This is a genomic window from Janibacter sp. DB-40 (assembly GCF_029510815.1).
Taxonomy (GTDB): Bacteria; Actinomycetota; Actinomycetes; order Actinomycetales; family Dermatophilaceae; genus Janibacter.
The window spans coordinates 1,393,987-1,418,792 of record NZ_CP120360.1 but is presented as its reverse complement, the minus strand read 5'-3'; the positions used below and the strand labels follow the sequence as shown (position 1 = coordinate 1,418,792).

Below are 24,806 nucleotides of genomic sequence, written 5' to 3'. Positions count from 1 at the left end.
TCGTCGGGCGAATCTATGGACGCGCAGGCTCAGCGCTCGCGCTCCTCGTCCAGCTCTTCCTCGGGCTCGTCCTCGACGGGCTCGACGTCGTACTCCTCCTCGTCGGCGTACTCGCCTTCTTCCTCGGCGGGCTCCTCCTCGGCGTACTCGCCTTCTTCCTCGGCGTACTCGCCTTCCTCCTCGGCGGGCTCCTCCTCCGCGTACTCGCCTTCCTCCTCGGCAGGCTCCCCCTCGGCGTACTCGCCTTCTTCCTCGGCGTACTCCTCCTCGGGGTACTCCCCCTCGTCCTCGTAGTCTTCCTCAGGTGCCTCGTCCTCGGCCACCTCGTCGTCGGAGTACTCGTCCTCGGGAGGTGCCTCGCTCCCTTCGTCGCGCTGCTGCTGCTCCTCCTCCACGACCTCGTCGTGGTCCGCGACGACCTCCTCGTCGCGGATCTCGCCGCGCCAGCCCTCGATCTCGTCGGCGTCCTGCAGGATGCTGCGGGTCTGGACGTGGCGGGCGTAGTGGCGCAGGTCCGAGCGGGCCCGGCGGCCCTGGGCGCGCCAGAGGTTGGCGGTCTTCTCGAAGAAGCCTCCGGGGTAGTACTCGAGGACGACGATCACCTTCGTCAGGCGCGGAGCCAGCTCGTGGAAGCTGATCGTCCCGTCGACGTGGCCCTTCTCCCCCTCGGAGCGCCAGACGATGTGCTGGTCCGGGACCTGCTCGATGATCGTGCCGGTCCAGGTGCGCTTCGACAGGAAGATCTTGGCCGTGTACTTGACCTGGTTGTCCTCGGGCGTGTCGACGTTCTTGACCTTGCGCATGTAGTCGGCCTGCTCGTGGAAGAGCGTCCACTGGTTGTAGGCGACGCTCAGCGGCACGCCGACCTCGACCGACTCGATGATGTTGGTCGAGTGCGAGGGGTCCTTGTCGCCGCCGGTGAAGACGGAGACGATCTTGTCCTTGACCCCCTTCGCGCCTCCGGCGATGGCCCCCTTGACGGGCGAGTCACCCTTGGCGGCCGCCTCGGCGCCCTCCTTGGTCGCCCGTCCGACGACACCTCCACCCTCGGTGATGTCGTTGAGGGAACCGGTCGCCTGCTTGACCTTGTCCCCCGCTGACGAGATCGCCTTGTCCCCGGCAGCGCCGAGGGCGTTCTTCGCCTCGTCCTTCAACCGGTCCAGCGGCAGGTTGCCGCCGATCTCCTTGAGGACCTTGCCTGCATTGTCGCGTGCGCTCATCGTTGCTCCCTTCAGGACTTCTTCGTCGACGACCGGCGGCGCCCGTTACCGGACGACGCGGTCTTCTTGCGGGGAGCGCTCTTCTTCGCCGAAGCCTGCTTGCTGGCGGACTTCTTCGCCGGGGCGGACTTCGACGCGCTCTTCTTGGCCGGCGCCTGCTTGCTGGCGCTCTTCTTGGCGGAGGCCTGCTTGCTGCTGCTCTTCTTGGCCGGCGCCTGCTTGCTGGCACTCTTCTTGGCGGAGGCCTGCTTGCTGCTGCTCTTCTTCGCCGGCGCCCGCTTGCTGGCCTTCTTGGCCGGTGCCTGCTTGCTGGCCGACGACTTCGTGGCCGAGGCCCTCCTGGCGCCGCGCTCGGACCGCTGCTGCGCAGGGGCCTGCTCACGGGCAGGCTCCTCCTCGGCGGACTGCTCCTCGTCCTCGGCCGGGGCCTCCTCCTCGGAGGCGTCCTGGGGCTCCTCCTCCGCAGGCTCCTCCTCCGATGGCTCCTCGTCCTGGGGCTCCTCGTCCTGGGGCTCTTCAGGGGCCTCTTCCTCGGAGGTGTCCTCGGCGGACTCGTCCCCTGCCGACTCCTCGTCGGCAGCGTCCTCGGACTCGCCCCCTTCGTCCTCCTCCACGAGCTCGCCCTTGATGTCCTCGACCTCCTCGACCAGACCGCGAAGGGAGTCGGAGCGGTCCTTGAGCGTGTCGGAGAGGGTGTTCATCCGGTTGGTGAGGATCGCGGTGGCCGCGGCCTGCGCGGCCTGGAAGAGCTCTCCGGTGATCTCACCCTTCAGCTCGGCCAACTTCGGGTTGGTCTCGATCATGGTGGCCAGCTGCTTCGCCAGCTCCTTGGGGTCGGTGCTCACCTGCTTGCCGATCAGCATGCTGGCCAGGCTGAACGCCAGCTTCATCTTCTTGCCGCGCCCGAGCAGGTAGCCGGCAGTGACACCAGCGATAATTCGCGCTTCAGCACTCATGCGGTGCCTCCTGAGCTTCGTTGCGATGTTGTGACCAACCTGTCATACCCAAGACGTCGATGGGCAAAACCGCGCGTGATGGTCTGGCTGGATCCGCGGGTGGAGTCGACTGAAGGAGGCGTGGATCGTCGTGGATGTCAATGTGGTGCTGACGCTCTTTGCCGGGGCGTTGCTGGTCTTCGCCGCGTTCTCGACCGTGCTGCAACGGGTCAGCCTGCCGGGTCCGCTGCTCTGCCTGCTCTTCGGGCTGCTGGTCGGGCCGCACGCCCTGAGCCTGCTGGACCCTCATGCGCTGGGGGTCTCGACCTCCGGCCTGCTGGAGCAGGTCGCCCGGATCACCCTGGCCGTGGGACTGGCTGGTGTCGCTCTGCGCCTGCCGCACGGGTACTGGCGGGCCAGTGTGCGCTGGCTCGTGCTCATCATCGGGGTGGGGATGGCGATGATGTTGCTCGTCGCCACCGCGGCGCTGTGGTGGGGTCTGGGCGTCTCGTTCCTGCTGGCGCTGCTGCTCGGCGCCGTCGTGACACCGACCGATCCGGTGGTCACCACACCCATCGTCACCGGCTCCCTGGCGGCCGAGAAGGTGCCCGAGCGGGTCCGTCACGACCTCTCGGCCGAGAGCGGCATCAACGACGGGCTGGCCTATCTCTTCGTCATGCTTCCAGTGCTCCTGATGACCTCTCCCGGGCGGGCCTGGCACGACCTGCTCACCCGGGTCCTGCTGGTCGAGGTGCTCGGTGCCGTGGCGCTGGGCCTCGTGGCCGGGTACCTGCTGGGCCGGGTCTTCGTGCTGGTGCAGGAGCGGGGGTGGATGGAGGAGAGCTCGTACCTGGCCTTCATCGTGCCCCTGGCATTGCTGCTGCTGGGTGCCGGCAAGCTCATCGGCACCGACGGACTCCTCGTGGTCTTCGTCGGTGTGGCGGTCTTCGGGCAGGTCATCCCGCAGCGTGACGAAGCCGAGGAGGACAAGATCCATGACGCCGTCGCCCGCCTGTTCCTCCTGCCGGTCTTCCTGCTGCTCGGCACCGCACTGCCCGTGCAGGAGTGGGCCTCGTTGGGGTGGGCCGCCCCGGCGGTGATCGCGGTCGCCGTCATCGCGCGACGGATGGCCACCGTGTGGTCCCTGCGGCCACTGCTGAAGACCGTCCACGACCGTAGCGAGACGGCCTTCTTGAGCTGGTTCGCACCCGTCGGCGTCTCGGCGTTGTTCTACGCCACGCTGGCCGAGCGACACACCGGGAACCAGGAGATCTTCGTCCACGCCAGCCTGGCCATCACGGTCTCCGTACTCGTGCACGGGCTCACGGCAGCCCCCTTCAGTGGGTGGCTGCACGCTCGCCGGATGCGACTAGCCGCGCCCGGGCGAACGACTCGGTAGACAACTGTCAGGACCACCACTGGGCAGGGGCCCCGGCGGAGCCATTCCGCCGTCTCGTGCCTCAGGATCGCCCTAGAGTGCATGGCATGGCTTCCTCGACAGCACAGGACGACACCATCGGATCGTCCCGGCGGGTCCTGGTCACGGGGGCGACCGGCTACGTCGGGTCCCACCTCGTACCGGCGCTCCTCGACGCGGGACACACCGTCCTCGCCGCCAGCCGGTCGGGCACCAGCGCCTTCCCCTGGGACGGGGACGTCGAGACCCGCGAGTTCGACGTCGAGGACGAGGAGCTGATCGATCGCGCGGTCGAGGGGGTCGACGTCGTCATCTACCTGATCCACTCCATGGCCTCCTCGGACTTCGAGCGCCGGGACCGCGAGGCCGCGACGCGGGTCGCCGCGGCGTGCGAGCGGGCCGGGGTGGACCGCATCGTCTACCTCTCCGGCCTCGTCCCCGACGGCGAGCTGTCCCCGCACCTGCGCTCCCGGCACGAGGTGGAGCAGATCTTCCTGGAGTCCGCGGTCCCGACGGTCGTGCTGCGGGCCTCGATGATCATCGGTGCCGGCTCCACCTCCTACGAGCTGCTGCGCAGGCTCAGCGAGCGGTTGCCGATCTTCACCCCGGTCCCGTCGTGGATGCGCAGCCTGATCCAGCCGATCGCGATCGAGGACGTCACGCGCATAATGCAGCGCGCGGTGGCCTCCCCCGAGACGATCAACCGGGCCTTCGACGTCGGCGGCGAGGACGTCCTGACCTACTTCGAGCTGCTGCAGCTCTTCGCCCGGGTCGCCGGCCTGCTCCGCGTCCAGGTCAGCGTGCCCGGTCTGCCCCAGGAGGTCGTGGGTGAGTCCAGCGCGATCATCTCGGGGATGCCGCGCAACGAGGTCAACAACCTCATCGAGAGCCTGCGTCACGACATGGTGTGCGAGGACTACGACGTCCGCGACGCGCTGCTGGAGCCCGACTACGACTACCTGCCGATCGGCGATGGGCTGCGCCGGGCGCTGGGCCAGGAGGACGAGTCGAGAACGCCGTGAGGAAGTGGTCCCGGAAGGCGTCCATCCGCCACACCGGTGACTGCTCGCCCGGCACCAGCCCGGGCGTCCAACCCCACTGCGAGATCCGCTCCAGCACCGCCGGATCGGCAGCGACGAGCGAGGCCGGCACGTCGTGGCCCGGGTCCTCCCCCGCGACCTGGCGCCACGGCTGGTGGTCGCCCACGAGCAGCACGACGAGGTCGGGGTGCTCGGCAGCGAAGGAGACGACCGACTGCAGCGAGTACCCGACCGACGCGGCGTACCGCGAGCGCACGTCGTCGGCGCCATCGCCGGCGCACCCCGGCATGCACGCGTAGACCGACCCGTCGCCCACCTCGGCCCACGGCACGAAGGGGGTGGGTGCGGCCACGGGTTGTGGCTGGTGACGAGGTCGACCTGCGCCATCACCGGTGCCCCGCCGCCCGACAGCACCTCCCGGTGGAGCCACGACAGCGTGTACTGGTCCGGCACCTCGCCCCACCCCAGCACCGGCCCCCGGTAACCCAGGTCCTCCGCTGCGTGCAGCCGGTCGAAGCCGTAGAACGCTTTCCCCTGCGGCCATGCCTCCTCCACCGCCGGCTGCACGAAGCCGGTCCGCCACCCCGCCTGCGAGAACGCCCGGGTCAGCGTCAGCCGCTGCGCCGACAGCAGCTGCTCGTGCCGTCGGTCGTCGTCCACCCACAGCCCCGACTGCAGTGTCGCGTGCGCCAGCCACGACCCGGCGCCGAAGGTCGGCGACGTCAGCCACCCGCTCCGCGCCTCGACCCCCACCTCGGCCAAGGACTGCTCGCCGGCCGTGAGGACGGGGGCGACCCCCTTCGCCAGCTCGGGGTCGGTCAGCGCCGCCGCGCCGTAGCTCTCGACGAAGACGATCAGCACGTCCTTGCCCGCCAGCCCGTCAAGGAGCCCCGACCGCCCCGCCCACGGGTCATCCGCGATAGCCGAGCCGAAGACCGACGGGTCGCGGTGGTCGGCGTAACCACCGGCGACGTGCTCGCGCACCAGCCCGGCGGTGCTCGTCGACGCGACCGGCCCGCCGCCCACCTGCACGCCCGTGAGCGCGCAGGCACCCCAGACGAGAGCGCCCACGAGCAGCGCCGCGAGCGACGGTGTGCGGTGGCCAGCGACCACCCGCGACAGCCGCAGCACGGCCGGCACGAGGAGCGCGACGACGAGCACGGTCACCAGCACGAGCGCGACCACAGCGGCGACCGCCCAGCCGCGCCCCACCCAGTCGGTGAGCACCGCGTACCCGCGCTCGAGGTTCGCGAGGTCGTGGAGCGCGTGGAAGCGCCGGTCCAGCACCGCGGAGAAGCCGATGTCCAGCGACTTCACGACGACGACCAGCGCGAGCACTCCCCCGATCACGAGCGCCACCGCCCGCCGGGCCGCTGGCGGCACCACCAGCAGTGCCGCCAGCACCACGAGCACCCCGAGCGGCAGGCGGACGAGGGAGGCCCAGGACAGCGACGCCAGCGACGACGGCAGCACCAGAGCACCCCAGACGAGGGCAGCGGCCAGCACGCCCCAGACCGTCGCTCGGACCTGACCCGATCTGTCCCGAACCATGGTGCCTCCGTGGTCCTACGATAGGGAGGTCAGCGGCAGCGCCGTCGCTGGAGGAGGTGGCCGACCGTGAGTGCCCGGGCCCACGACGCGCGCGCCTACTGGGTCCTCGAGCCCGGTCGCGGCGAGATCCGCTCCGAGCCGCTCCCGGCCCCCGGTCCCGACGAGGTGCTCGTGCGGGCGCTCTGCTCGGGGATCAGCCGCGGCACCGAGGCGCTCGTCCTGCGCGGGGAGGTCCCGCCGGACCAGTACGAGGTGATGCGGGCACCGTTGCAGCAGGGGGACTTCCCCGGCCCGGTCAAGTACGGCTACCTCTCCGTCGGCGTCGTCGAGGACGGGCCCGCGCACCTGCTCGACCGGGTCGTCTTCAGCCTGCACCCGCACCAGACCCGCTACGTCGTCCCGGCCGACGCGGTCGTGCCCGTCCCCGACGACGTGCCCCCGCGGCGGGCGGTGCTCACCGGTGCCGTCGAGACCGCGGTCAACGGCCTGTGGGACGTCCCGCCGCTCATCGGTGACCGGGTCACGGTCGTCGGTGGCGGGATGGTCGGTTGTTGTGCCGCACGGCTGCTCGCGCGCTTCCCCGGCGTCGAGGTCACCCTCGTCGATGTGGACGCCGCCCGAGCGCCGGTGGCGGAGGCGTTGGGGGCCGGCTTCGCCCGACCCGAGGAGGCGAAGGGGGCTCAGGACCTCGTCGTGCACACCAGTGCGTCGTCGGCCGGCCTGCAGACCTCGCTGGACCTGCTGCGCGCGGAGGGCACCGTGCTCGACCTCAGCTGGTACGGCACCCACGGCGTCGCGCTGGACCTCGGCGGCACCTACCACTCGGGGAGGCTGCGGATCCGCTCCAGCCAGGTCGGCACGATCGCCGACGCCCGGCGCGGGAGCCGCTCCATGGCCGACCGCAAGGCGGTCTCGCTCCAGCTGTTGCGGGACCCGACGTTCGACGTGCTGCTGACGGGGGCGACCCCCTTCGCCGAAGTGCCGCAGGTCATGGCCGACGTGTGCGAAGGGCGGCTGCCGGCCATCTGCCACGTCGTCACCTACGAGCACGAGGAGGGAACGTGAAGCACGCGAAGTTCTCCGCGACGGTGCGCGACCACATGATGATCGCGCACAGCCTGGGCGGTGAGGTCTTCGGACCCGCGCAGCGGCTGCACGGGGCGACGTACGTCGTGGACGCGACCTTCCACAGCGGGACGCTGACGGCGGACGGGATCGTCGTGGACATCGGTCGGGCGGCGGAGGAGCTGAAGGACGTGCTCGCCGGGCTGAACTACCGCAACCTCGACGAGGAGCCGGACTTCGCCGGGCGCAACACGACGACCGAGGCGCTGGCCTTCGCCGTCGCCGAGCAGCTCGCCCGGCGGGTGGCCGCCGATCAGCTCGGTCCGGGTGACCACCTGAGCCGGATCACGGTCACCCTGCACGAGTCGCACATCGCCTCCGCCAGCTGCGAGGTGGTGCTGTGAGCACCGTGCACGTCGTCCTGCCCGGCGACATCGACGACCCGCTCCACCCGAGCGGGGGCAATGCCTACGACCGCGAGGTGTGCACCGGCCTGACCGACCTCGGCTGGACCGTGCGCGAGCACCCGGTGCCCGGCTCGTGGCCGCACCCCGACCCGGAGTCGCGTGCGCGGCTGGCGACGATGCTCGCAGGCATCGCCGATGACTCGCTGGTGCTCGTCGACGGGCTGGTCGCGGTCGGCGCGCCGACGCAGACGGCCACGGCGAGCGAGCGCGTGCGCCTCGTCGTGCTCGCGCACATGGTCGCCGCGGAGGACGACGCACCGGCCGAGCGGGTCGCGCTGCTGTCCGCGCGGGCGGTCGTGACCACGAGCGCGTGGACTCGGGACGAGCTGGTCGAGCGGCACGCCCTGCCGGCCGAGCGCGTGCACGTGGCCGAGCCGGGTGCCCACCCCGCCGAGCGCACCGTCGGCAGCGAGAGCGGCGGGCGGTTGCTGTGCGTCGGGCCGGTCTCCCGGGCCAAGGGCCACGACATCCTCCTTGACGCCCTGGCCGACATCGCCGACCTGTCGTGGGAGTGCACCTGTGTCGGTCCGCTCGACCGGGACCCGGAGCTGGCGAGCGCGCTGCGCGATCGCGTCGAGGAGCTGGGCCTGACCGACCGGATCACCTTCACCGGACCCCTCCCCGACCTCGAAGAGCAGTACGCCCACACCGACCTGCTGGTCCACCCCACCCGGGCCGACTCCTACGGGATGGTCGTCACCGAGGCCCTCGCCCACGGGGTGCCCGTCCTCGCCTGCGGCGTCGGTGGGGTGCCGCTGGCGCTCGGCCGTGACGGCGACGGCCACCGCCCCGGGGTCGTCGTCCCGCCCGGCGACGCCCACGCCCTCGCCGGTGCGCTGCGCCGCTGGCTCGGCGACCCCGGGACGCGACAACGGTTGCGGGACGTGGCCCGGGTGCGCCGGCGCGAGCTGACGCCGTGGCCGGAGACGGTCACCCGCGTGGCGCAGGTGCTGAGTGAGGTGGCGGATGGGCCGCGCACCCCCTGAGTCCCACTGGCTGCCGTGGCTCCGCCCCACCATCGGCGCCGCGATCCTCGCGGTGCTGCTGTGGCAGGTGGGCGCCGCCCCCTTCGTCACCGCGCTGACCGAGGTCACGTGGTGGTCACTGCTGGCCGCGCTGGTGATCACCGTGCTGACGACGGTGTGCGCCGCGTGGCGGTGGAGCACGGTCGCGACCGGCCTGGGCGTGCGGATCGGCCTGCCCGCCGCGGTCGCGGCGTACTACCGGTCGCAGTTCCTCAACTCCGTCCTGCCCGGCGGTGTCCTCGGGGACGTCCACCGCGCCGTGCGCCACGGCCACGACGTGCACCGGATGGGAAGGGGGGTCCGCTCCGTGGTCTGGGAGCGTGTCCTCGGTCAGGTGGTCCAGGTGGTGCTCACCGTGGTGCTGCTGCTCGTGCTGCCCTCGCCGGTGCACGCACTGGTGGCGATCGCCGTCGTCGGGCTCGTGGCCGTGGGGCTCGGCTTCGCGCTCGTGCGGGTCAGCGGGGTGCTGCTCGACGACCTGCGTCGCATCCTGCGCGTGGCGGGAGCGCCGGTGGGCATCGCGCTCACGTCGGGGCTCGCTGTGCTCGGTCACGTCACGGTGTTCCTCGTGGCTATGTCGGCCTCGGGGGTGGAGGTGTCGTTCGGTCGTCAGGTGGCGCTGGCGCTGATCGTGCTGCTCGGCGCCGCGATCCCGACGAGCCTCGCCGGTTGGGGCCCGCGCGAAGGGGTGGCGGCCTGGGCCTTCGAGGCAGCCGGCCTCGGCGCTGCCGCGGGCGTGAGCGTGGCGGTGCTCTACGGGGTGCTCGCGCTGGTGGCCACCCTCCCCGGTGCGCTGCTGCTGGTCGGTGGCGGCAGCCTCGCGGGTGACGGCGGATCTCGCAGGAGCCTAAGCAGTTGCGAGGGCCGGACCCCCTTCCTTCGCAAGAGCCTAAGCAGTTGCGAAGGGGCCGACCGGTGACCCGCCCGTACACCGTGGTCAGTTGCGCCGTCTCCCTCGACGGCTACCTCGACGACGCCTCACCGCAGCGCCTGATGCTCTCCAACGACGCCGACTTCGACCGGGTCGACCAGGTCCGCGCGGACAGCGACGCGATCCTCGTCGGCGCCTGCACCCTGCGCAAGGACAACCCCCGGCTGCTCGTCCGCAGCGACCAGCGAGTGCACGAGCGCATCGCGGCTGGGCGCACGGCATCACCGATCAAGGTGACGGTGAGCGATCACGCCGACTTCGACCCGGGCGCCAACTTCTTCACCCGCGGCGACGTCGACAAGCTCGTCTACTGCGGGCACTACGGGTTCGACGACGCACGCGACCGACTCGGCTCGGCGGCAACGGTGGTCGACGGCGGCCATCCGGTGGTCATGCCGTGGGTGTGCCACGACCTGCTCGAGCGGGGTGTCGAGCGCCTGCTCGTCGAGGGTGGGGGCACCGTGCTCACGCAGTTCCTCCAGGAGGGGCTGGCCGACGAGATGCACCTGGTGATCGCGCCCTTCCTCATCGGCGACTCGCGGGCGCGGCGGTTCGTCGACGACGGGCACTTCCCGTGGCGTCAGGACTCCCCCGCGCACCTCGTCGAGACCCGCGCCATCGGCGACGTCGTGCTGCTGCGTTACGCGTTGTCCGACCGCTGTCGGGTGTCCTGAGGGGTGAGGGCCTCAACGCCTGAACCGCGACGGACCGGCTGAGCGACCGCGACGACCGCGAACTTGCGGACCCTCCCCGTGCGCAGCCACGCGCGCCAGAGGCGATGCGACGTCACCAGAGCCTCGAGCTCCTCCCGACCGAGCTGGGCGGCGATCGTCGACTCGAGCGTCCTGAACTCGGTCAGGAGAGAGTCGACGACCTCGAGGTGGGCCTCTGTGCGGTCCCGCTGCCAGGTCACCCCGAAGCCGGTCCGCTCGAGCAGCTCGTGCAGCTGGTTCAACGGGATCGGCCAGACCGTGTCTGCGGCGGGCATGGCAGCGCGCTCGTGCTCGTCGAGGGGCTGCCCCTCCTCTACGGTGAAGGCGAAGCGGCCACCGGGTGCCAGCGCGGCGTGGACCTCGCGCAGCAGGGCGTCCTTGTTACGGAAGGCGAGCATCGTCTCGAGGAGCAGGACCACGTCGAAGGTGCCAGGTGGGACAGGCGGGATGTGCCCGATCTCGTAGCTGCACTGCGGAGCGCTAGCGTCGTCCCGAGCAACCGCGACGGCGGCGGCATCCGCGTCCACGCCGAGCAGCTCGCACCCCGACTCCTGAGCGACCAGACGTCCGGGGCCACCTCTGCCGCAGCAGAGGTCGAGCACTCGCGTGCCCGTTCCGATGTCCGCCGCGGCGGCGAGCTCGAGGATCTCGCTCGCGCGCATGAATCCCTGCTGGTCGACGAACTCCCCCAGACCATAGGCACCGCGTCGTGCCTCCTGGAGCACGTCCTCGGTGTCGTCGCGGTGGCGCCACAGCCACCAGATGTCCCGGCCGAAGGACTCCGCGATCAGGGCGAGTCCCATCAGCAGTGCGATGACCATGGCGAGCGACGGAACTACTCCAGCGGTGGCGACGACGAGGATCGTGCTCGTGACGGCGGTGACGACTTTGCGCCAGTACCGCGGGGGCAGCTGCGCGCGCATCCACGGCAGCACCCAGCCTGCGGACGCGAAGGCGTAGCGCGCCAGCCCGATCGCGAGCACCCACCACCCGAGCACCGGCGCGACCCAGACGCTCAGGACGAGCATGAGCGCGGCATCAGCCTCCCCGTCGAACCGCGCCCCGAAGGGAGTCACCCGCCCGGTCCCCCGCGCCACCCATCCATCCACGAGGTCGAGCGAGAGCGAGACCCCTGCGAGGACGGTGATGCTGGCCGTCCACGGCGAGGTCTCAAGCAGCTCGCCAAGAGTGAGCGACTCGACGACGAGCGCTGCGACCGCACAGGTCAGTGTGGCCCTGCCGATGGTCACCATGTCGGCCGGCGCGAGTGTGTGGGCTTGGTAGCGCCGCATCCAGACCATAGCGAATCCGTCCAGTACGACTGCAGCAGCGATGGCCACGAGCCACCCGGTCACGCCCCATGCGGTGGCCAGGGCGAGCCCGAACAGCAGCACCGCTTGCAGCAGCGGTACTACTCGAACAGTCATCCGACGAGTCTATGGAGACCCAACGGTGGTTGAAGTGCAAGGAGCTCTGCAACGAAGCCTCGAAACCACCACCCGTTGGCGGAAGACTGAAGACGTGCCCGACAACGTAGCCCGCGCCGACGCCGACTGGCTCGCCCTTCGCGAACCAGCCGACGCAGGGGCCCGCTCGACGGACCTCGTCGAAGCACTCCGCCCTCACCTGCCAACCGACGGTCTTATGGTCCACGACCTCGGCTGCGGCACCGGCTCCATGGCGCGCTGGCTCGCACCGCAGCTGGCCGGCCCACAGCATTGGGTCGGCTACGAACGCGACGATGAACTCCTCTCCCGCGCCGCCGCTGCTCCCCCACCGCTGTCGCGCGACGGCCAACCGGTCACGATCGAGACGCGCCTGCGCGATATCACTCGCCTGCCGACAGACGACCTCGACGGAGCGTCACTCATCACGGCTTCGGCGCTGCTCGACATGATGACGAGCGATGAGATCTCTCGCACGGTTGCGAGTATTTCTGCAGCCAGGTGTCCGGCGTTGATCACGCTCACCGTCGTCGGTCAGGTGGAGCTGGCGCCGGCGCACCCGCTCGATGGCCATCTGAATGCGGCATTCAACGCCCACCAGATGCGGGATACCAGTCATGGGCAGCCGCTGGCGGGCCCGGATGCGGTCTACGTCGCAGCGCACGCACTGAAGCAGGCGGGCTACACCCTCCAGTCAACCCCGAGCCTGTGGCGCCTGTGTTCAGACGACTCCGCCCTGCTGAAGGCATGGCTCGAGGGATGGGTCGACGCTGCTTGTGAGCAGGACCCTTCGATCCGCATCGAGGCTTCCGAGTACCGAGGTCGCCGCATCCAACAGATCGATAGGCGTCAGTTGACGGCGACGGTCCACCATCAGGACCTCCTTGCCCTGCAGTGACCCTCAGTCAGTACTTCGCCGCCACGATGTCCGTTGCAGAGAAGTCGTCTCCCTTGAAGAGCAGCTCATCGTCACTCGCGACGGCCAAGGCGTACGAATAGCAGTCACCCAGGTTGAGGCGGGCACCGCTACCGCTCCCTCTGCCGAAGTCGCGGTGGGCCTCACGGGCGATTCGAGCCTGATCCGCCGTCAGATCGGCGATGCCGATCTCCAGCGTGGTCAGGAGTTGGTCGAAGCGGCGTCGTGTGGCCGGGCTCGACCGCCGGTCGATGACGATGGCGCACTCGACGTAGGTCGCAGCAGACATGCGCGCGGACTCCGCCTCAGCGATGGCGGTCAGCAGGCGGTCGGCCTCGGGCTCGCCGGTGATGATGGCGACGAGGGCCGAGGTGTCGATGATCATGCGGGGAGGCCGTCTTCGTCGTACATCGCCTCCAGATCATGGCGGATCCCCGAACGCTGCTCATCGGTCATGTCCGAACGCATCTGGTGGACGATGTCGCGGGCTCGCGCCAACTTCACCGCCGCACCCGACGTGCCGTCCTCGGCGCGCAGCACCTCGAGATACTGCTCCAAGGCCGCCTCCAACACACTCGTCTGGGTGGTACCGGCACGTCGAGCGGCCTCGCGCGCCAATTCATGAACCCGCTCGTTCTTGATGTTCATCGCCATGACTACACCTCCATACCGTGAAGGCTACACCTCAGTACCTTCAGCCCCCCAGATGGCGTATCAGACCGCCAGGCCCACCTGATCGCCCACGGGCGAGAGCAGGGTGATCTCGGGCGGGCCTTGCACGAGGGTCTTGATCGCCTCGCCAAATGCAGCGAATTCGTCCATCGAGCTGTGCCTGCGCAGAGCCTCCTGCGAGTCGTAGCTCTCCAGGAGGACGTAGTCCCCGTCGCTCTTCGCGACGCGCTGGAGGTCGTAACGCAGGCAGCCGGCATCCGCGAGGAAGGGTGCACGAGCTGCCGCGACGGCTGCCTCGAAGTCCTCGGTGGACTCGGGCTTGACGGAGATTCGGGCGATGACATTGATCATGTCCACACCATAGGTGAATCCGGCTTCAGGTCGAGGCTCGCGGCGGCGACACTTCGAGGGTCGGCCGACTAGGCTCGCGTCGGGCCACGGCCGATCGTGGTCCTCCGGGAGGATCGATGAGGCAGGGCAGCTTCGCGCAGACGCGCCCTGTCGCCACACCGTCATCCGGCCGCCGCCGATCGATCTGGATCACGCTCGCGGCCCTGCTGGCAGCGGGGTGGTCGACGAACCACTTCGCCGCCCTCCTACCCGTGCTCGCGGAGGTCGCGCACATCTCCAAGCCTGGCCTGGATGCGGCCTTCGGCCTCTACGCCATCGGTCTGCTTCCGGGTCTGCTGCTCGGCGGAGGCCTGTCGGATCGCAGGGGTCGACGGCCGGTCGTGCTGACCGGGCTGGTCCTGTGCGCCACGGGCAACGTGGTGATGCTGCTCTGGCCGACGCTGGCCGGGGTGCTGACTGGCAGGCTCGTCGTCGGAGTGGGGGTCGGCTTGGTGGCGAGCGCGGGGACCGCGTGGGCGGCCGACCAGGACTCGGCGAAGGGGGCCATGCGGGCAGGGGTCGTGCTCACCACCGGGTTCGCGGCCGGTCCGCTGGCCTCCGGGCTGATCGCGCAGTTCACCCCCGGTCGGATCGGACTGGTCGTGGCCTTCACCGTTCCCGTGCTCCTCACCGGACTCTCGGCGCTGCTCTGCCTGGTCCCGGACCGCGCCAGTCACGTGGCGACTGCCACGAGACCCCATCAGGATCGCGACGGAAGCCCCGCCCCCTTCGTCGAGGACCGGCGCATCGGCACCGCTCTCGCCGCCGCTCTGCCCATGGCGCTGTGGGTCTTCTCCTGCGTCACCGTCGCCATGCTCGTGCTGACCGAGCGGATCGGGGGCCAGTACGGCGGGCCGCTCCTGCCGGCGGTGGCAGCCGTCCTGGGTCTGGGCACCGGGATCCTCGTCCAGCTCGGGACTCGCCGGCTCGCCGGCTGGCGACCACTCGGGGTCGTCGGAGCGGCGTTGGCGGCAACCGGCTTCGTCATCTCCGGGGTGCCCGGTGGCCAGATGAGCATCGCGACCTTCGTCCTGTGCTCGGTCACCTTCGGGGCCGCGTACGGCCTGTGTCTCGGGCAGGGCCTGCGCGACGTCGACCGGCTCGCACCCCGCTCCACCCGGGGGCTGGTCATCGGCATCTTCTACGTCGTCACCTACACGGGCTTCGCCCTTCCCTTCGTCCTCAACACCTACGAGGACAGCATCGGCGCCTCGGCTCCGATGTTCGTGCTCGCAGCACTCGCCGCGACCAGCGCACTGGCCCGACTCGTGCAGGTGCGGCGAGGCGACCACCGTCATTTCGAGTAGAGCATCGGGAACGAACCGTGCCTCCCGCCCTCACGGCGAGGGGCCGCGCCCCAACAGGGATGCGGCGCGAAAGTTCGTCGATGGCCTGCGCCCTAGCCCCGGTTCGTGGTACCGATCGTATTCGTGCGCGTTGCCACCTGGAACATCAACTATCCCGGCCCGGCGGTCTCTCAGTCGCTGGGCCAGATGGCACGTGAACGGGGTGTCGATCTCCTCCTGCTCCAAGAAGCAAATCCCAACTCACTGGACCAGTTGGTAACGGCTGCGGGTCTGGACTGGGTCATCACAGCCTTCACGGAGGGAGCGACCTACCCGAGCGCGACAGGGCGCCGTCGAGTCACGGCCATCGCCGGCCGAGGGCAGGCCCCAACTACCGAATCTGGTGTGCTGGCCGAACTGACGCTCCAAGAGCGGATGGTCTTCGCGCACCTGACTACCGATGCTGGACCTTTGAGTGTGGCCTCCTATCACGCTCCGCCCGGCGTCTCGTGGGGCATCACCAAGGTGCACCACGCGCATGCGTTGTTGAAGTGGATCGATGAAACCGATGGCTCTGTCATCGTCGGCGCCGACGCGAACACCCGGCCATTGATCATCCGGATCCCGAGTTGGTCCGCACGCACTGGCCGACCGGCGCCAGGAAACTCGCAGGGATTGAGGGCGACGACATCACTTTCGGCGGGCGACCACAGCACCGTCTCCGTGACGCCCTTCGATTGTGGCTGGACCACCACCCGGATGAATCGGAACGCCTGGCACGGGCGAACCCGTCGGGTCCCCTCGCACTCTCACATCGCACCGGTCGCAGACGAAACAGCGACGGGACGCCGCGCCGCTACGACGCACTATGGCTGAGCCCCGATCTGGTCCCGAGCTCCGTTACGTACGAGTACGAGGCATCAGTGGAGGCAGGCAGCGACCATGCGCTTGTCATGGCTGACGTCTCGGCACCTCCACCCCGCTGAGTCACCGAATAAGGGCACTTGCTGAGGTCGTGGAAGCGCACTCGCCATCCATGGCCGCCTGAGACCTTGGGGCAGCAGGTCTGGAGTTCGCAAAGACCGTTGGGATGGTCGGTCCCTCGGTGCGTTGCTCCACCGCCTCAGCCGGGACGGTCGTCATCGCAGCACTCAGGACCAAGTTCCCGCTTCTTAGAGTGGTGAGACCCGGCGACAGACGACGTCGTTGGCGCGAGCGCTACTTTCTCCGACTTCGCCCTCGTGGGATCACACCGGATCATCAGGCAACTGCATCGGCAGCAGGTCCAACGCCTCGGTGGTCAACCGCGCGGTGTGCTCCAGCAAGTCACCGACGGAGGAGGACCGCAGGAGGGCCAGCTGGTCGAGGGCGCCCAGAGGCGAGATTCCGGCCAGCTGCCAACTCCTGGTGACCGGGTCGTCGGAGAGCTCGACATCGGACGGCCAGAGGTCGGCGCGGTACTCGCTCATCACCACCAGGGCCCGTCGCACGGTGCGCTCGGTCTCCGCCAGATGCGTGAGCTGTTCGCTGCTCCACTCCAGAGCCGGCAGGGTGCGCACCTCGGCGCGTGGGTAAGGGTCCTCGGGCAGCCACGTGGCGACCTCGAATCGATCCCCTCCACGCGCCAGCAGCCGGACGCTGCCATCCGCCGTCGGCTGCAGCCGCTCGATGGTGGCGACGGTGCCGATCGAGAACCGCTCGTCTCCCCCGCCGACCTCGAAGCCCCGCTCGATCAGCACCACACCGAAGCGCCCATCACCGCCGACAATATCCCGCACCATCCCCAGGTAGCGCGGTTCGAAGATCTGCAGGGGCAGCAGGTTGCCGGGGAGCAGGGCTGACCCCAGCGGGAACATCGGCAGGGCGTCCATCCGATCAATCTCGCACAGTCTCAGGTCAGACGCGCTCGCCGCGCTAACGCATCTGCTGCTCCTCATACTCACAGCGCGGCCGCCTGGCGTGACGCCCCCTTCGTCATCACTCTGCACCGGACCCCTGCCAAGGGAGCTCAGCAGGCTCCCTTCGTCGATCTGAGCTCGGTGGGCCGCGAGGTGATCGTCGAGCTCGCCAGCAACCAGCTCCTGGGGATTCACAACTGACGCCTCCGCTCACCGGTCGTTCTTGGTTCAGTCGTCGGTCCGTGCCGTTGCCGCTGACATCTCTTCGGCGATCATGCTCACGACCACCGGCCACAAGTCAGGGGCAAGAATGCGACGTAGATCAGTGGTGACCTTTCGGGCTGCCTGCCGCGCCATCTGCTGAGCGAAATCATCCTCGGCGAGCACTTCGGTCTGAACGTGCATCAGGCCCGGCACGGGCGTGGATTGACCCTCGAGAGTGACCGGCTCCGGCAATGCCTGACCGAGCAGTTCGTCAGACGGCGAGGCTGGCTCTTGCGGAGGGGCGGTGGCGTCGATCGTGGTCACCGCGACGCTGTCTGTGGAGATGCTGGGCAGTCCCAAGGGCGACCCGCTGTGCACCACCGAGAGGTGCCGCGTCGTGCGCGTCATGGCTATGTATAGGAGTCGGTGGCCGTGAGGAGCCTGGGCGATCAGCTCCGGATGAATTACGACAACCGCGTCGAACTCGAGGCCCTTCGACTCCTGGGGAGTCATGACATTAATTGAGGACGTGAGGTCCCCCCGCGAGACATCCCCGAAAGCCACGTCGTTGTTGCGGAGCTCGTCCTCCACCTCCTCTCGCAGCTCCTCGGGGCAGACGATGCCCACGAAGCGCCCCTTGCCCGCGTGCTCTTGTGCGTGCTCGACACCGGTCTGACTGAGGTACCACGGGTCGTGTTCGATCAGGTCTGGGTCGGCCGGACCCTCGCGAACGACTGTTGGCGGCGTCAGTCGCGGCGCAGCGTATGGCAGAAGCTGAGCGGCGAACTCGTAGATCTGTCGGGGCACGCGATAGCCAAGATCCAACTCCACGACTTCGGACCCCGCATCTGTCGCCAGTTGGGCAACGACTTCATCCCAGCTCTCGCGAGCCCAAGCGCCGGTCCCTTGGGCCAAGTCACCCACCACGGTGAGAGACCCGGAGGGGGCCCGACGACTCACCGAACGCATCTGCATGGGCGAGAGATCTTGCGCCTCGTCCACGACGACGTGCCGGTAGGCCCGCGCGCTTCCTTGGATCAGGTACTCCGCCTCGTCCAACAGCGCGACGTCGGCGTCAGACCACTTCTCTTCGGACAGTCGTGTCGATGGCGCCCGCGACAGGAGGGTGACCTCAGAGGCAGTGAAGTCATCACCCGCTGCAGCCAACAACCTGTCGCGTGAAGCGAAGAACTCCCGGAGGAAGGATTGTGGTGTCAGAGGTGGCCACACACGATCAACAGCCTGCTCGATGGCCTGGGCGGAGATTTCCGCGCGCTTGGCACGCTCCCTTGCCTGAGCGGCAAGGTGATTGCGGAAGGCCGTTCTACCGACGTTGTAGGTACTACGGTCGAGGAAGCGCTCGACCATCTCGTCGATCTCGGACCGGTCGAAAACCGGTCCAGTGTTGCCACCGATCTGGAGGGACGGCGCTCGCTCTGCCAATCTCACCCGTTGTCGGAGTGCGGTCACCAGCACCTTTGCCATGCGCGCGTCACCCTTGAGCTCAGCCAACTCAGCGGACTCCACCCGTCCGTTCGATCGCACCGGTCCGAGTTCGCGCAGGCTGCTGTGCTGCACGTTCGCGTCACCAAGTGACGGCAGCACCTTGCGGATGTAGCGCGTGAAAGTGGGATTGGGCCCGATGACGAGAACGTCCGATGCGTCCAGCCCGGGCTCGTTGTAGAGCAGCCATGAGACGCGGTGAAGGGCGACTGCAGTCTTCCCCGTTCCCGGTCCACCCTGGATGACCAGGAGTCCCGACATGGGGCGACGAATGAGCGCGTACTGGGCTGCATGGATGGTCTGGACGATGTCGTCCATCTCGCCCGTGCGTCCCTTGTCCAAGTCCCGCAACAAGGTGTCGTTGACACCCCACTGCTCCTGCCCTGTGAGGTTGCCCACGCGTTCCGCGAGTTCTGCGAAGACGATGTCTTCGAAGTCCAGCACCTCGTTTCCGTCGGTGCGGAAGGCCCTCCGCACGGACACGCCCATGGGATCGGCCACGGAGGCCTCGTAATAGGCCGCTGCCAGAGGGGCCTGCCAGTTGATGACGAGAGGATCTTGCTCACCGTCCAGAATCGAGTGCGTACCGATGTAGTACTCCTCGCCCCCACGATCAATCTTTCCGAAGGCGACTGGCGACTCCGGGTCACCGAGCTTGGCGGCAGCCTCCTTACCGGCTTTCCCCACTATCGCAGCCACCTTGCTCGGACCCCCGGCAGCGTTCGCCGCACCTGTCAGTCGCTGGCGTGAGGCCTCACGCGCATCGAACGCCAGATCGAAGTGCTGCTGCTCCCCTGCCAAGATCTCATCAGTACTCCCCGTCATGGGCACATTTTGCACCACGGCAACGACATTCGGGGGCCGCCATCAATTGATGACGCCCTCTCGCGTCAGATGCCTGCTCGGTCGGAGCGAATTCGCTGAGCAGCAGGATGCGAGTCGGCGTCCCCTCGAAGGGGCACCGTACGAATCAGAACAAGCACGCCGCGACCAGCTCCAGACCTGACTGAACCACTACAACTACCATTGCCCCCACAGCGCTGCAGGCGACCAACCCCCCGCGTCACGACTCCCCACCGACGTCACCAAGACCCTTCCCAATTACAACTAGCGGTGCGGTTGAGGTCAGCCTTCCTGACCGAGCATTACCGCTCGAATGTTGGTCTGAGTGCTCATCCCAGCGACATGTAGGTCCGGCGGGCTTGTGGATGATCGGGCGTTGCTACGTATGCCACGCCGACACCCAACTTCTCAATCTCGACGCTCAGGTCTGCGCCACGTCTGCCCCGAAGGTACCCGGCCACTCCGCGAGAGGCCGGGTAGTTCGTCCGGAAGACGATCTTGGTGCCGGCATTCGCCAGGACATCCTTGTGGAAGTCATCTGCGTTCTGACTCGCCACGACGACACTCATGCCGTACTTTCGCCCTTCCTTCATCAGCTTGGGAAGGGTGACGTCCCGCGCCATCCGGTGTGCCTCGTCAAGGACCACGGCCAGCTTCATCGAACCATCCTGCGGCCACTTGAACATCTCCCGATAGACCTTGCGCAGCATGAACGAGGCTGCGAACAGTTGGACCGCCTCGAGACCGAGCTGGCTTAGGTCGACAACCACCCCGCCGCGATATGCGCTCAAGAGGTCGAAGGACTCGTCCGCATCATCTCGGAAGAGACCGAAGTCCGTCATCGGGCGGAGCCTCTGGCGAGCGTTCCGACCCCGAGACTCTGCCTCAGCTGCCTCCATAGCGGGCCCGAACTCGCTGATCACCGGGAGACCGTCTCCGGGCGTGGTGCCTTCCCAACCGTGCGTCGCATACATCGACTGGAGTGCGTCGTAGACATGGTTCCGTTGAATCTCACCCAGGTTGGTGACGTAGGCGACGATCTCCGATATCTCCCACGCAGTCGTGTTGATTGGGCGGCCGACCCTGACCTCTGCCTCAAAGGGGCTGAAGGGAAGCCCCTCCGCAGCGTTGAGGACCGTGGCACCCGCCGGCGGGTCCTTAGCCATATCGCCATGGAAGTCGAAGACGAGTGACGGCAGTCCCTGTGACGCGAAGCTTCGGATGATGTGTCGGGTGGAAACAGACTTCCCCTGCCCCGGTATACCAAGGAGGAAGGCGTGCGGACTCCCCTTGGTACTGACTGGCCACAGGACGTCCGCAGAATGCGCATCGACCCCCAATACGGTCTCGGCCTCTGTGGGATGGCTCGCTTCCGCAGGCCCGGCTGCCACTTCCGCATCGCTGGTACCAGTCGCGGTGGTCTCCCTCCGGACAACCTCTTCGCCGGTCTCCTTGATCGTTCTGGAGCCGGCCGGGACGGGCACCTTGGCACCTGCGGTCACCTCCAAGCCCTCAGCAGCGGGACCAGGTTCGTCGGACGGGTGCTCGTCCGGCCGCCCCCCACCTTGGCTCTCGGGCTCAGCAGGCTGTGGCGCTCTGCTGGGAGAGCGGGTCTCCCGGGGCGTCTCGGAGGTCTCGGGTCGAAGCGGCTCCTCCGTGTGGGTCGACTGTGGGTCTTGTGGCGATGGGGGCAGCACGGTGGTGAAGCCGACCTGCCTCAAGTCCGCAGCGGTCAGGACCGTGAGCGGGACCTCACCGTACTTCTTCTTGAAGCCCTCAGCGCCCTCCAAGCTGATCACATAGCCGCGCAACGACATCTCAGGTACGACCTGGCCCTCTGTCACCCGGTCGATGTGGCGATGGACGTCGGCCGCCCTCTCCTCGGGGATCAGACCATTCCGCACAGAGCGATCTGCGTAGTAGTGCAGAACGCTCGCCAAGCGGGCCAACTGGAGCTTGATGTCAATGCGGGGCGGGTCATTGGCGAAGAACCGCGACTCCAGAACCCGTCTGGTGTCTTGGACCTGGTTGACGATGTGGTCGGCCAGCACCTGAGGGAGGCGAGCCTCCTTGCGTGACTTCACCTCAACGCACTCGATCTTGAACGACCGCTGGCTGACCTTCACGAGGAGCAGATCACAGCGTCGCGCAGGTCCCGCATCCCGAGCCGCGACACCGAAGATCTCCGGGTGTGCGTCTACGGGCACGACGATCAGGCCGTCCAAGTCACCGCGGGCTCGCAGATGAGTTACCACTGCGGCCAGGGAGACTGCCTCCCTCGCCCGGTTGCTGCTCTCGAGCAAGCGCAACGCCAGACGCCCGGAGACAACGGCCAGAGTTGACAGGACGGCACCCACGCTGTGCTGGACGTTCGCCAGGCCGAGCTCGTGCATGGCCTCTTCGAGGAGGACTTCTACCTCGCGCCGGTTTCCCGTCGTGACCGTCAGCCGCTCACCAATCCCTTCAACGAAATCAGGGGCATAGTCGAGGATGTAGGCCTCGCCGAAGGGGCCCTCACCCCCTGACTCAAACAGGTCAACGCCGACGAAGCGGTCGACGCCGATCACCCAGTCCGCCCGCGAATGAGCAGCAGCGATACGGGCCTGGCCCTCGCGGTCCAGAGTGATCCGCACTGATGGGACGGCGGAGTCCGGCCCCGAGTAGTACCGCGCTACAGCGCGCTGATGGGCTCTGTGCACGGCGGGGAGCCCCCCTTCGCCACCTCCCGCGGCAGCCGCGCTCTCCCAGACGAGATCACCGGCTGCCCTATACGAGCGAGTCACGAGCGGCACCAACAGGTTCTCGAAAGCAGGCTGCCGCTCAGGTGCTTGAGCGAAGGCGACGGTAGGTGACCCGATGTCCTGCATCAGGGCCAGATGAGCGTCCTGCGGGTCCGACTTGAACTGCTTCATCGGGCGGACGGAGAGCGAGACGGGTGGAACCAGATGGGTCGTCTTACGGGTCAGATCCTTGCGACGCACAGACCGTTGCAGATCGGCCAAGGCTGGCACCGGTCTCGTGAAGGACGGACTGTCCGAGTATGCCAACAGCTCGAGCCGCCGCGGATCGTCCTCGTCCTCGACATCAGCCCGGCCGGGCTGACGGATTGCGCCCGCGAGCAACTCTCCCGAGCCAGGATTAGCCGCAAGCATCCGCAGCGTCCCTCCCGGGTTGTGTGCACCTTCGTACGCCCGGATCCTTTCGGCGACCATCTGCGACGACGCCCGCATCGTGGAGCCAGCGCGTTGCAGCCCGAGGACGGAGGCCACCGACTCGGCCGCTGCCTCGCTCTCGACCTGGCCGGGCACAAGGTAGAGACCTGCACCGAACGTCAGCTCTTCGGCGTAGACCGCCACTTCGCCCTCACAGGGAACGGTAAAGGGCAGGTTTGCCGGTACCACTTGGCTGACTTGACCCGGATCCACCATCCGGGACCGCGCTCCTCGAGGAGAGAGTTCCGTCAGCTCTCGGGCCCAGCCCCGCAGGACCATGTCGTGAGTTGCCGACCAGGCAGCCCGAAGGGGATGCGTGGGCAGCACGACGACTGCGCGGACCACGGTGTTGTTGCGCAAGACGTCAAGACGGAGAGTGTCCATCTGCAGCAGGCTCTCCAGGTGCTGGCCCGACTGCTGCTCCAACGCCCGCTTGTACGACGCTGCGTACGCCGCAGCCAGGTCTCGCAGCCCTCCCTCCCAGGCCGTCGCTTCCATGGTGTCGCGATGGGGTGTCGCTGCTAGCGCGGTGAGAAATTCTGAGCGAGCTTTACTGAGGGCGGGTGGGAGGGGCACCTCGATCTCCTCCACACCCGAAGGGTCCAGGGGTGTGCCGTACGCCCCTCCCATTTGGAAGCGCAGTGCGCGATCGGGGTTAGCGGTAGCCGCTCGTTGACAACTGATCAGAGGAGCACAGATGCGGATCTGGACAGCTCGCTTGTTGCCAAGCCGGACGGAGAAGACCTGCCCCTCCAAGTCCCATGACGGCAAATCCTCAGTCAGGTCATCGAGACCGCCGTGAGCTGCCAATAAGACGGCCTCCGGAATACTCTCAGCCACCGTTCGTCTCGGCGAGGAGTCCACTTCCGGTCCGCCGACGATCTGAAACTCCTGGCTGTCAGCCGCGGCGGGCTCCCCGGAGATGAGGTTGATCGACTCCCCGTGCTCCCCCAGCGCCTTGACGCTCACGACGAAGCGCGTGCCCTCGGACAAGGAATCCTCTTCCAACTCAACCTTGACAGTCGCCTGCCTCCGCCCGCCAGGCACAGTCGAGGAGGCCAGCGGAATCGTGTCGTCGGTCCGCAGATCGTCCGGCGGTACGACCGATAGCTCCCACCTCGCGACTCCCGCCACCCTCGGAGGCGAGGTCTTCCACTTGACCGTGATGGGTCCGGGACGGTCCTCCGGGACCTCCAGGACCAGCTGTCCGTCCGCTCCCTGCTTGAGCTTGCTCCACTTCTCAAGGGCACCACCGGCGCGAATGAAGGAGACGATCTCCATCTCGGCGAGGTCTTCAGCCACGTCCTCTGCGAGCACCCAGTTGTCGAACGTGAGCTCGGGCAGGCTCTCCGCGAGAGTCCGCGTCCACACGCGTGGGTTCGCCAGTTCAGCACCCCGCTGCTCACAGAACTGACGTAGTGGAGCTCGCCAGGCTCCCTCTTGCAGGCCTGCGACGGTGAACCGCTCGTCCGTGGACGCGGCCGGTCGGTTCGGACGGCTGATCGCCTGCACGGCCAGCCGGTTTCGCTCCACCCTCGCGCCAGGGTCAGGGCCTCGGTCCGGCACCAGCCCGATCATCCAGAGGTTCTCGCCGAAGGAGGTGACGACCGGGTCAATGCACAGCTGCGCCAAGAAGAGACTCCAAGCTTCCCGCCCCCCTTGGGCCCGTAGCCCGCGGCGGTTTCGCGAGACCAAGTCACGAACGTTTTCGTCCTCGATGCCGTCAGTGAGCAGGCGTTCAACCTGGGTGAACGCATCGAGGATGGGGATCCGGTTGAACGAGTTGTCGAGCGAGCTGGCGGCGTGTCCCTCGCCGGCAGGAACCACGAGTAAGCAAACCTGCTGCTTCCGGTTCCGGATCTCAATGGCGCGCTCGGCAGCAATATCCCGCTCCTCTTGCGGATGCGCCCGAAGGATGTGCACCGCTGCCGAAGGGAGTTGCCGGGCCAAGGCGGCTGCAAGGTTGGGCGCGAGGTCGGCGTTGACGTCGTCCACCCGCACGCAGTGTCCTGGCTCTGCGTCCTGAAGTTGAGACGCCAGATGCTCGGCTAGCGTCGAGGCGAGCAATTCACG

Annotated in this window: 21 protein-coding genes and 1 pseudogene; 13 read left to right on the top strand and 9 right to left on the bottom strand. The window is 68.1% G+C overall.

Annotated elements, in window-relative coordinates; genetic code table 11:
• Window positions 1–29: 29 nt before the first annotated feature.
• Entirely contained in the window at window positions 30–1,220 is a 1,191-nt protein-coding gene (locus PVE36_RS06645) for an SRPBCC family protein (protein WP_277455401.1), read from the bottom strand.
• Window positions 1,221–1,231: 11 nt separating this feature from the next.
• Window positions 1,232–2,176 (bottom strand): hypothetical protein, encoded by a 945-nt coding sequence (locus PVE36_RS06640; RefSeq protein ID WP_277455400.1) that lies wholly within the window; start codon window positions 2,174–2,176, stop codon window positions 1,232–1,234.
• Between the two features lie 130 nt (window positions 2,177–2,306).
• Between PVE36_RS06640 and PVE36_RS06635 the strand changes: the two genes are divergently transcribed.
• From PVE36_RS06635 to PVE36_RS06595, 9 genes are all read left to right on the top strand, one after another.
• Window positions 2,307–3,554, top strand: coding sequence for a cation:proton antiporter (locus PVE36_RS06635; RefSeq protein ID WP_277455399.1), 1,248 nt, complete (start codon window positions 2,307–2,309; stop codon window positions 3,552–3,554).
• Between the two features lie 86 nt (window positions 3,555–3,640).
• Window positions 3,641–4,594, top strand: a complete 954-nt coding sequence (locus PVE36_RS06630) for an NAD(P)H-binding protein (RefSeq protein ID WP_277455397.1) — start codon at window positions 3,641–3,643, stop codon at window positions 4,592–4,594.
• A complete protein-coding gene (locus PVE36_RS06625) occupies window positions 4,591–4,911 on the top strand; it encodes a hypothetical protein (protein WP_277455395.1) in 321 nt (106 codons plus the stop codon). The genes PVE36_RS06630 and PVE36_RS06625 overlap by 4 nt, the downstream gene beginning before the upstream one ends.
• Window positions 4,912–5,648: 737 nt before the next feature.
• Window positions 5,649–6,143, top strand: a complete 495-nt coding sequence (locus PVE36_RS06620; RefSeq protein ID WP_277455393.1) for a hypothetical protein — start codon at window positions 5,649–5,651, stop codon at window positions 6,141–6,143.
• An 86-nt stretch (window positions 6,144–6,229) separates the two neighbouring features.
• A complete protein-coding gene (locus tag PVE36_RS06615) occupies window positions 6,230–7,228 on the top strand; it encodes a dehydrogenase (protein WP_277455392.1) in 999 nt (332 codons plus the stop codon).
• A complete protein-coding gene (locus PVE36_RS06610) occupies window positions 7,225–7,632 on the top strand; it encodes a 6-carboxytetrahydropterin synthase (RefSeq protein ID WP_277455391.1) in 408 nt (135 codons plus the stop codon). The genes PVE36_RS06615 and PVE36_RS06610 overlap by 4 nt, the downstream gene beginning before the upstream one ends.
• Window positions 7,629–8,681 carry a glycosyltransferase family 4 protein gene (locus PVE36_RS06605; RefSeq protein ID WP_277455390.1) on the top strand — a complete coding sequence of 351 codons (1,053 nt, stop codon included), beginning with the start codon at window positions 7,629–7,631 and terminating at the stop codon, window positions 8,679–8,681. The genes PVE36_RS06610 and PVE36_RS06605 overlap by 4 nt, the downstream gene beginning before the upstream one ends.
• Window positions 8,662–9,639: a lysylphosphatidylglycerol synthase transmembrane domain-containing protein gene (locus tag PVE36_RS06600; RefSeq protein ID WP_277455388.1), complete on the top strand. Its 978-nt coding sequence runs from the start codon at window positions 8,662–8,664 to the stop codon at window positions 9,637–9,639. The genes PVE36_RS06605 and PVE36_RS06600 overlap by 20 nt, the downstream gene beginning before the upstream one ends.
• Entirely contained in the window at window positions 9,636–10,325 is a 690-nt protein-coding gene (locus PVE36_RS06595; protein WP_277455387.1) for a dihydrofolate reductase family protein, read from the top strand. Before PVE36_RS06600 ends, PVE36_RS06595 begins: the two co-directional genes overlap by 4 nt.
• Here the strand turns inward: PVE36_RS06595 and PVE36_RS06590 are convergent.
• On the bottom strand, window positions 10,292–11,791 hold the full coding sequence (locus tag PVE36_RS06590) for a methyltransferase domain-containing protein (RefSeq protein WP_277455385.1): 1,500 nt from the start codon (window positions 11,789–11,791) through the stop codon (window positions 10,292–10,294). The genes PVE36_RS06595 and PVE36_RS06590 overlap by 34 nt on opposite strands.
• Before the next feature lie 94 nt (window positions 11,792–11,885).
• Between PVE36_RS06590 and PVE36_RS06585 the strand changes: the two genes are divergently transcribed.
• Complete coding sequence (locus PVE36_RS06585) at window positions 11,886–12,707, top strand: class I SAM-dependent methyltransferase (RefSeq protein WP_277455384.1); 822 nt, start codon at window positions 11,886–11,888, stop codon at window positions 12,705–12,707.
• Between the two features lie 7 nt (window positions 12,708–12,714).
• On the opposite strand, the gene PVE36_RS06580 is transcribed toward PVE36_RS06585, so the two are convergent.
• Genes PVE36_RS06580 through PVE36_RS06570 form a run of 3 tightly spaced genes read right to left on the bottom strand, consistent with a single transcriptional unit; the run spans window position 12,715 to window position 13,748 of the window.
• Entirely contained in the window at window positions 12,715–13,110 is a 396-nt protein-coding gene (locus PVE36_RS06580; RefSeq protein ID WP_277455383.1) for a type II toxin-antitoxin system VapC family toxin, read from the bottom strand.
• The gene (locus PVE36_RS06575; protein WP_277455382.1) at window positions 13,107–13,379 is read right to left on the bottom strand and encodes a type II toxin-antitoxin system VapB family antitoxin; all 273 of its coding nucleotides are present in this window, start codon (window positions 13,377–13,379) and stop codon (window positions 13,107–13,109) included. Before PVE36_RS06575 ends, PVE36_RS06580 begins: the two co-directional genes overlap by 4 nt.
• A gap of 60 nt (window positions 13,380–13,439) precedes the next feature.
• The gene (locus PVE36_RS06570) at window positions 13,440–13,748 is read right to left on the bottom strand and encodes a putative quinol monooxygenase (RefSeq protein ID WP_277455381.1); all 309 of its coding nucleotides are present in this window, start codon (window positions 13,746–13,748) and stop codon (window positions 13,440–13,442) included.
• 116 nt (window positions 13,749–13,864) lie between these two features.
• Here PVE36_RS06570 and PVE36_RS06565 point away from each other — a divergent pair, with 116 nt between their 5' ends.
• The gene (locus PVE36_RS06565) at window positions 13,865–15,094 is read left to right on the top strand and encodes an MFS transporter (protein WP_277455380.1); all 1,230 of its coding nucleotides are present in this window, start codon (window positions 13,865–13,867) and stop codon (window positions 15,092–15,094) included.
• 105 nt (window positions 15,095–15,199) lie between these two features.
• Window positions 15,200–15,949 carry an endonuclease/exonuclease/phosphatase family protein gene (locus PVE36_RS06560; RefSeq protein WP_277455378.1) on the top strand — a complete coding sequence of 250 codons (750 nt, stop codon included), beginning with the start codon at window positions 15,200–15,202 and terminating at the stop codon, window positions 15,947–15,949.
• Between the two features lie 371 nt (window positions 15,950–16,320).
• Here PVE36_RS06560 and PVE36_RS06555 read toward each other — a convergent pair whose 3' ends face one another.
• Window positions 16,321–16,944: an LON peptidase substrate-binding domain-containing protein gene (locus PVE36_RS06555; RefSeq protein ID WP_277455376.1), complete on the bottom strand. Its 624-nt coding sequence runs from the start codon at window positions 16,942–16,944 to the stop codon at window positions 16,321–16,323.
• Window positions 16,945–17,199: 255 nt separating this feature from the next.
• On the bottom strand, window positions 17,200–19,503 hold the full coding sequence (locus tag PVE36_RS06550; protein ID WP_277455375.1) for a UvrD-helicase domain-containing protein: 2,304 nt from the start codon (window positions 19,501–19,503) through the stop codon (window positions 17,200–17,202).
• A 136-nt stretch (window positions 19,504–19,639) separates the two neighbouring features.
• On the opposite strand from PVE36_RS06550, the pseudogene PVE36_RS06545 reads away from it, so the two are divergent.
• A pseudogene (locus tag PVE36_RS06545) lies at window positions 19,640–19,789 on the top strand (IS481 family transposase); the annotation flags it as partial.
• A 61-nt stretch (window positions 19,790–19,850) separates the two neighbouring features.
• Here the strand turns inward: PVE36_RS06545 and PVE36_RS06540 are convergent.
• A complete protein-coding gene (locus tag PVE36_RS06540) occupies window positions 19,851–24,728 on the bottom strand; it encodes a DUF87 domain-containing protein (RefSeq protein WP_277455374.1) in 4,878 nt (1,625 codons plus the stop codon).
• Window positions 24,729–24,806 lie beyond the last annotated feature (78 nt).

Bases quoted from the DNA above. Each gene is read 5' to 3' on its own strand.
- PVE36_RS06575 (WP_277455382.1), bottom strand. From the start codon at position 13,379: ATGGCGATGAACATCAAGAACGAGCGGGTTCATGAATTGGCGCGCGAG.
- PVE36_RS06555 (WP_277455376.1), bottom strand. From the start codon at position 16,944: ATGGACGCCCTGCCGATGTTCCCGCTGGGGTCAGCCCTGCTCCCCGGC.
- PVE36_RS06550 (WP_277455375.1), bottom strand. From the start codon at position 19,503: ATGACGGGGAGTACTGATGAGATCTTGGCAGGGGAGCAGCAGCACTTC.
- PVE36_RS06580 (WP_277455383.1), bottom strand. From the start codon at position 13,110: ATGATCATCGACACCTCGGCCCTCGTCGCCATCATCACCGGCGAGCCC.
- PVE36_RS06630 (WP_277455397.1), top strand. From the start codon at position 3,641: ATGGCTTCCTCGACAGCACAGGACGACACCATCGGATCGTCCCGGCGG.
- PVE36_RS06570 (WP_277455381.1), bottom strand. From the start codon at position 13,748: ATGATCAATGTCATCGCCCGAATCTCCGTCAAGCCCGAGTCCACCGAG.
- PVE36_RS06565 (WP_277455380.1), top strand. From the start codon at position 13,865: ATGAGGCAGGGCAGCTTCGCGCAGACGCGCCCTGTCGCCACACCGTCA.
- PVE36_RS06640 (WP_277455400.1), bottom strand. From the start codon at position 2,176: ATGAGTGCTGAAGCGCGAATTATCGCTGGTGTCACTGCCGGCTACCTG.
- PVE36_RS06645 (WP_277455401.1), bottom strand. From the start codon at position 1,220: ATGAGCGCACGCGACAATGCAGGCAAGGTCCTCAAGGAGATCGGCGGC.
- PVE36_RS06590 (WP_277455385.1), bottom strand. From the start codon at position 11,791: ATGACTGTTCGAGTAGTACCGCTGCTGCAAGCGGTGCTGCTGTTCGGG.
- PVE36_RS06600 (WP_277455388.1), top strand. From the start codon at position 8,662: ATGGGCCGCGCACCCCCTGAGTCCCACTGGCTGCCGTGGCTCCGCCCC.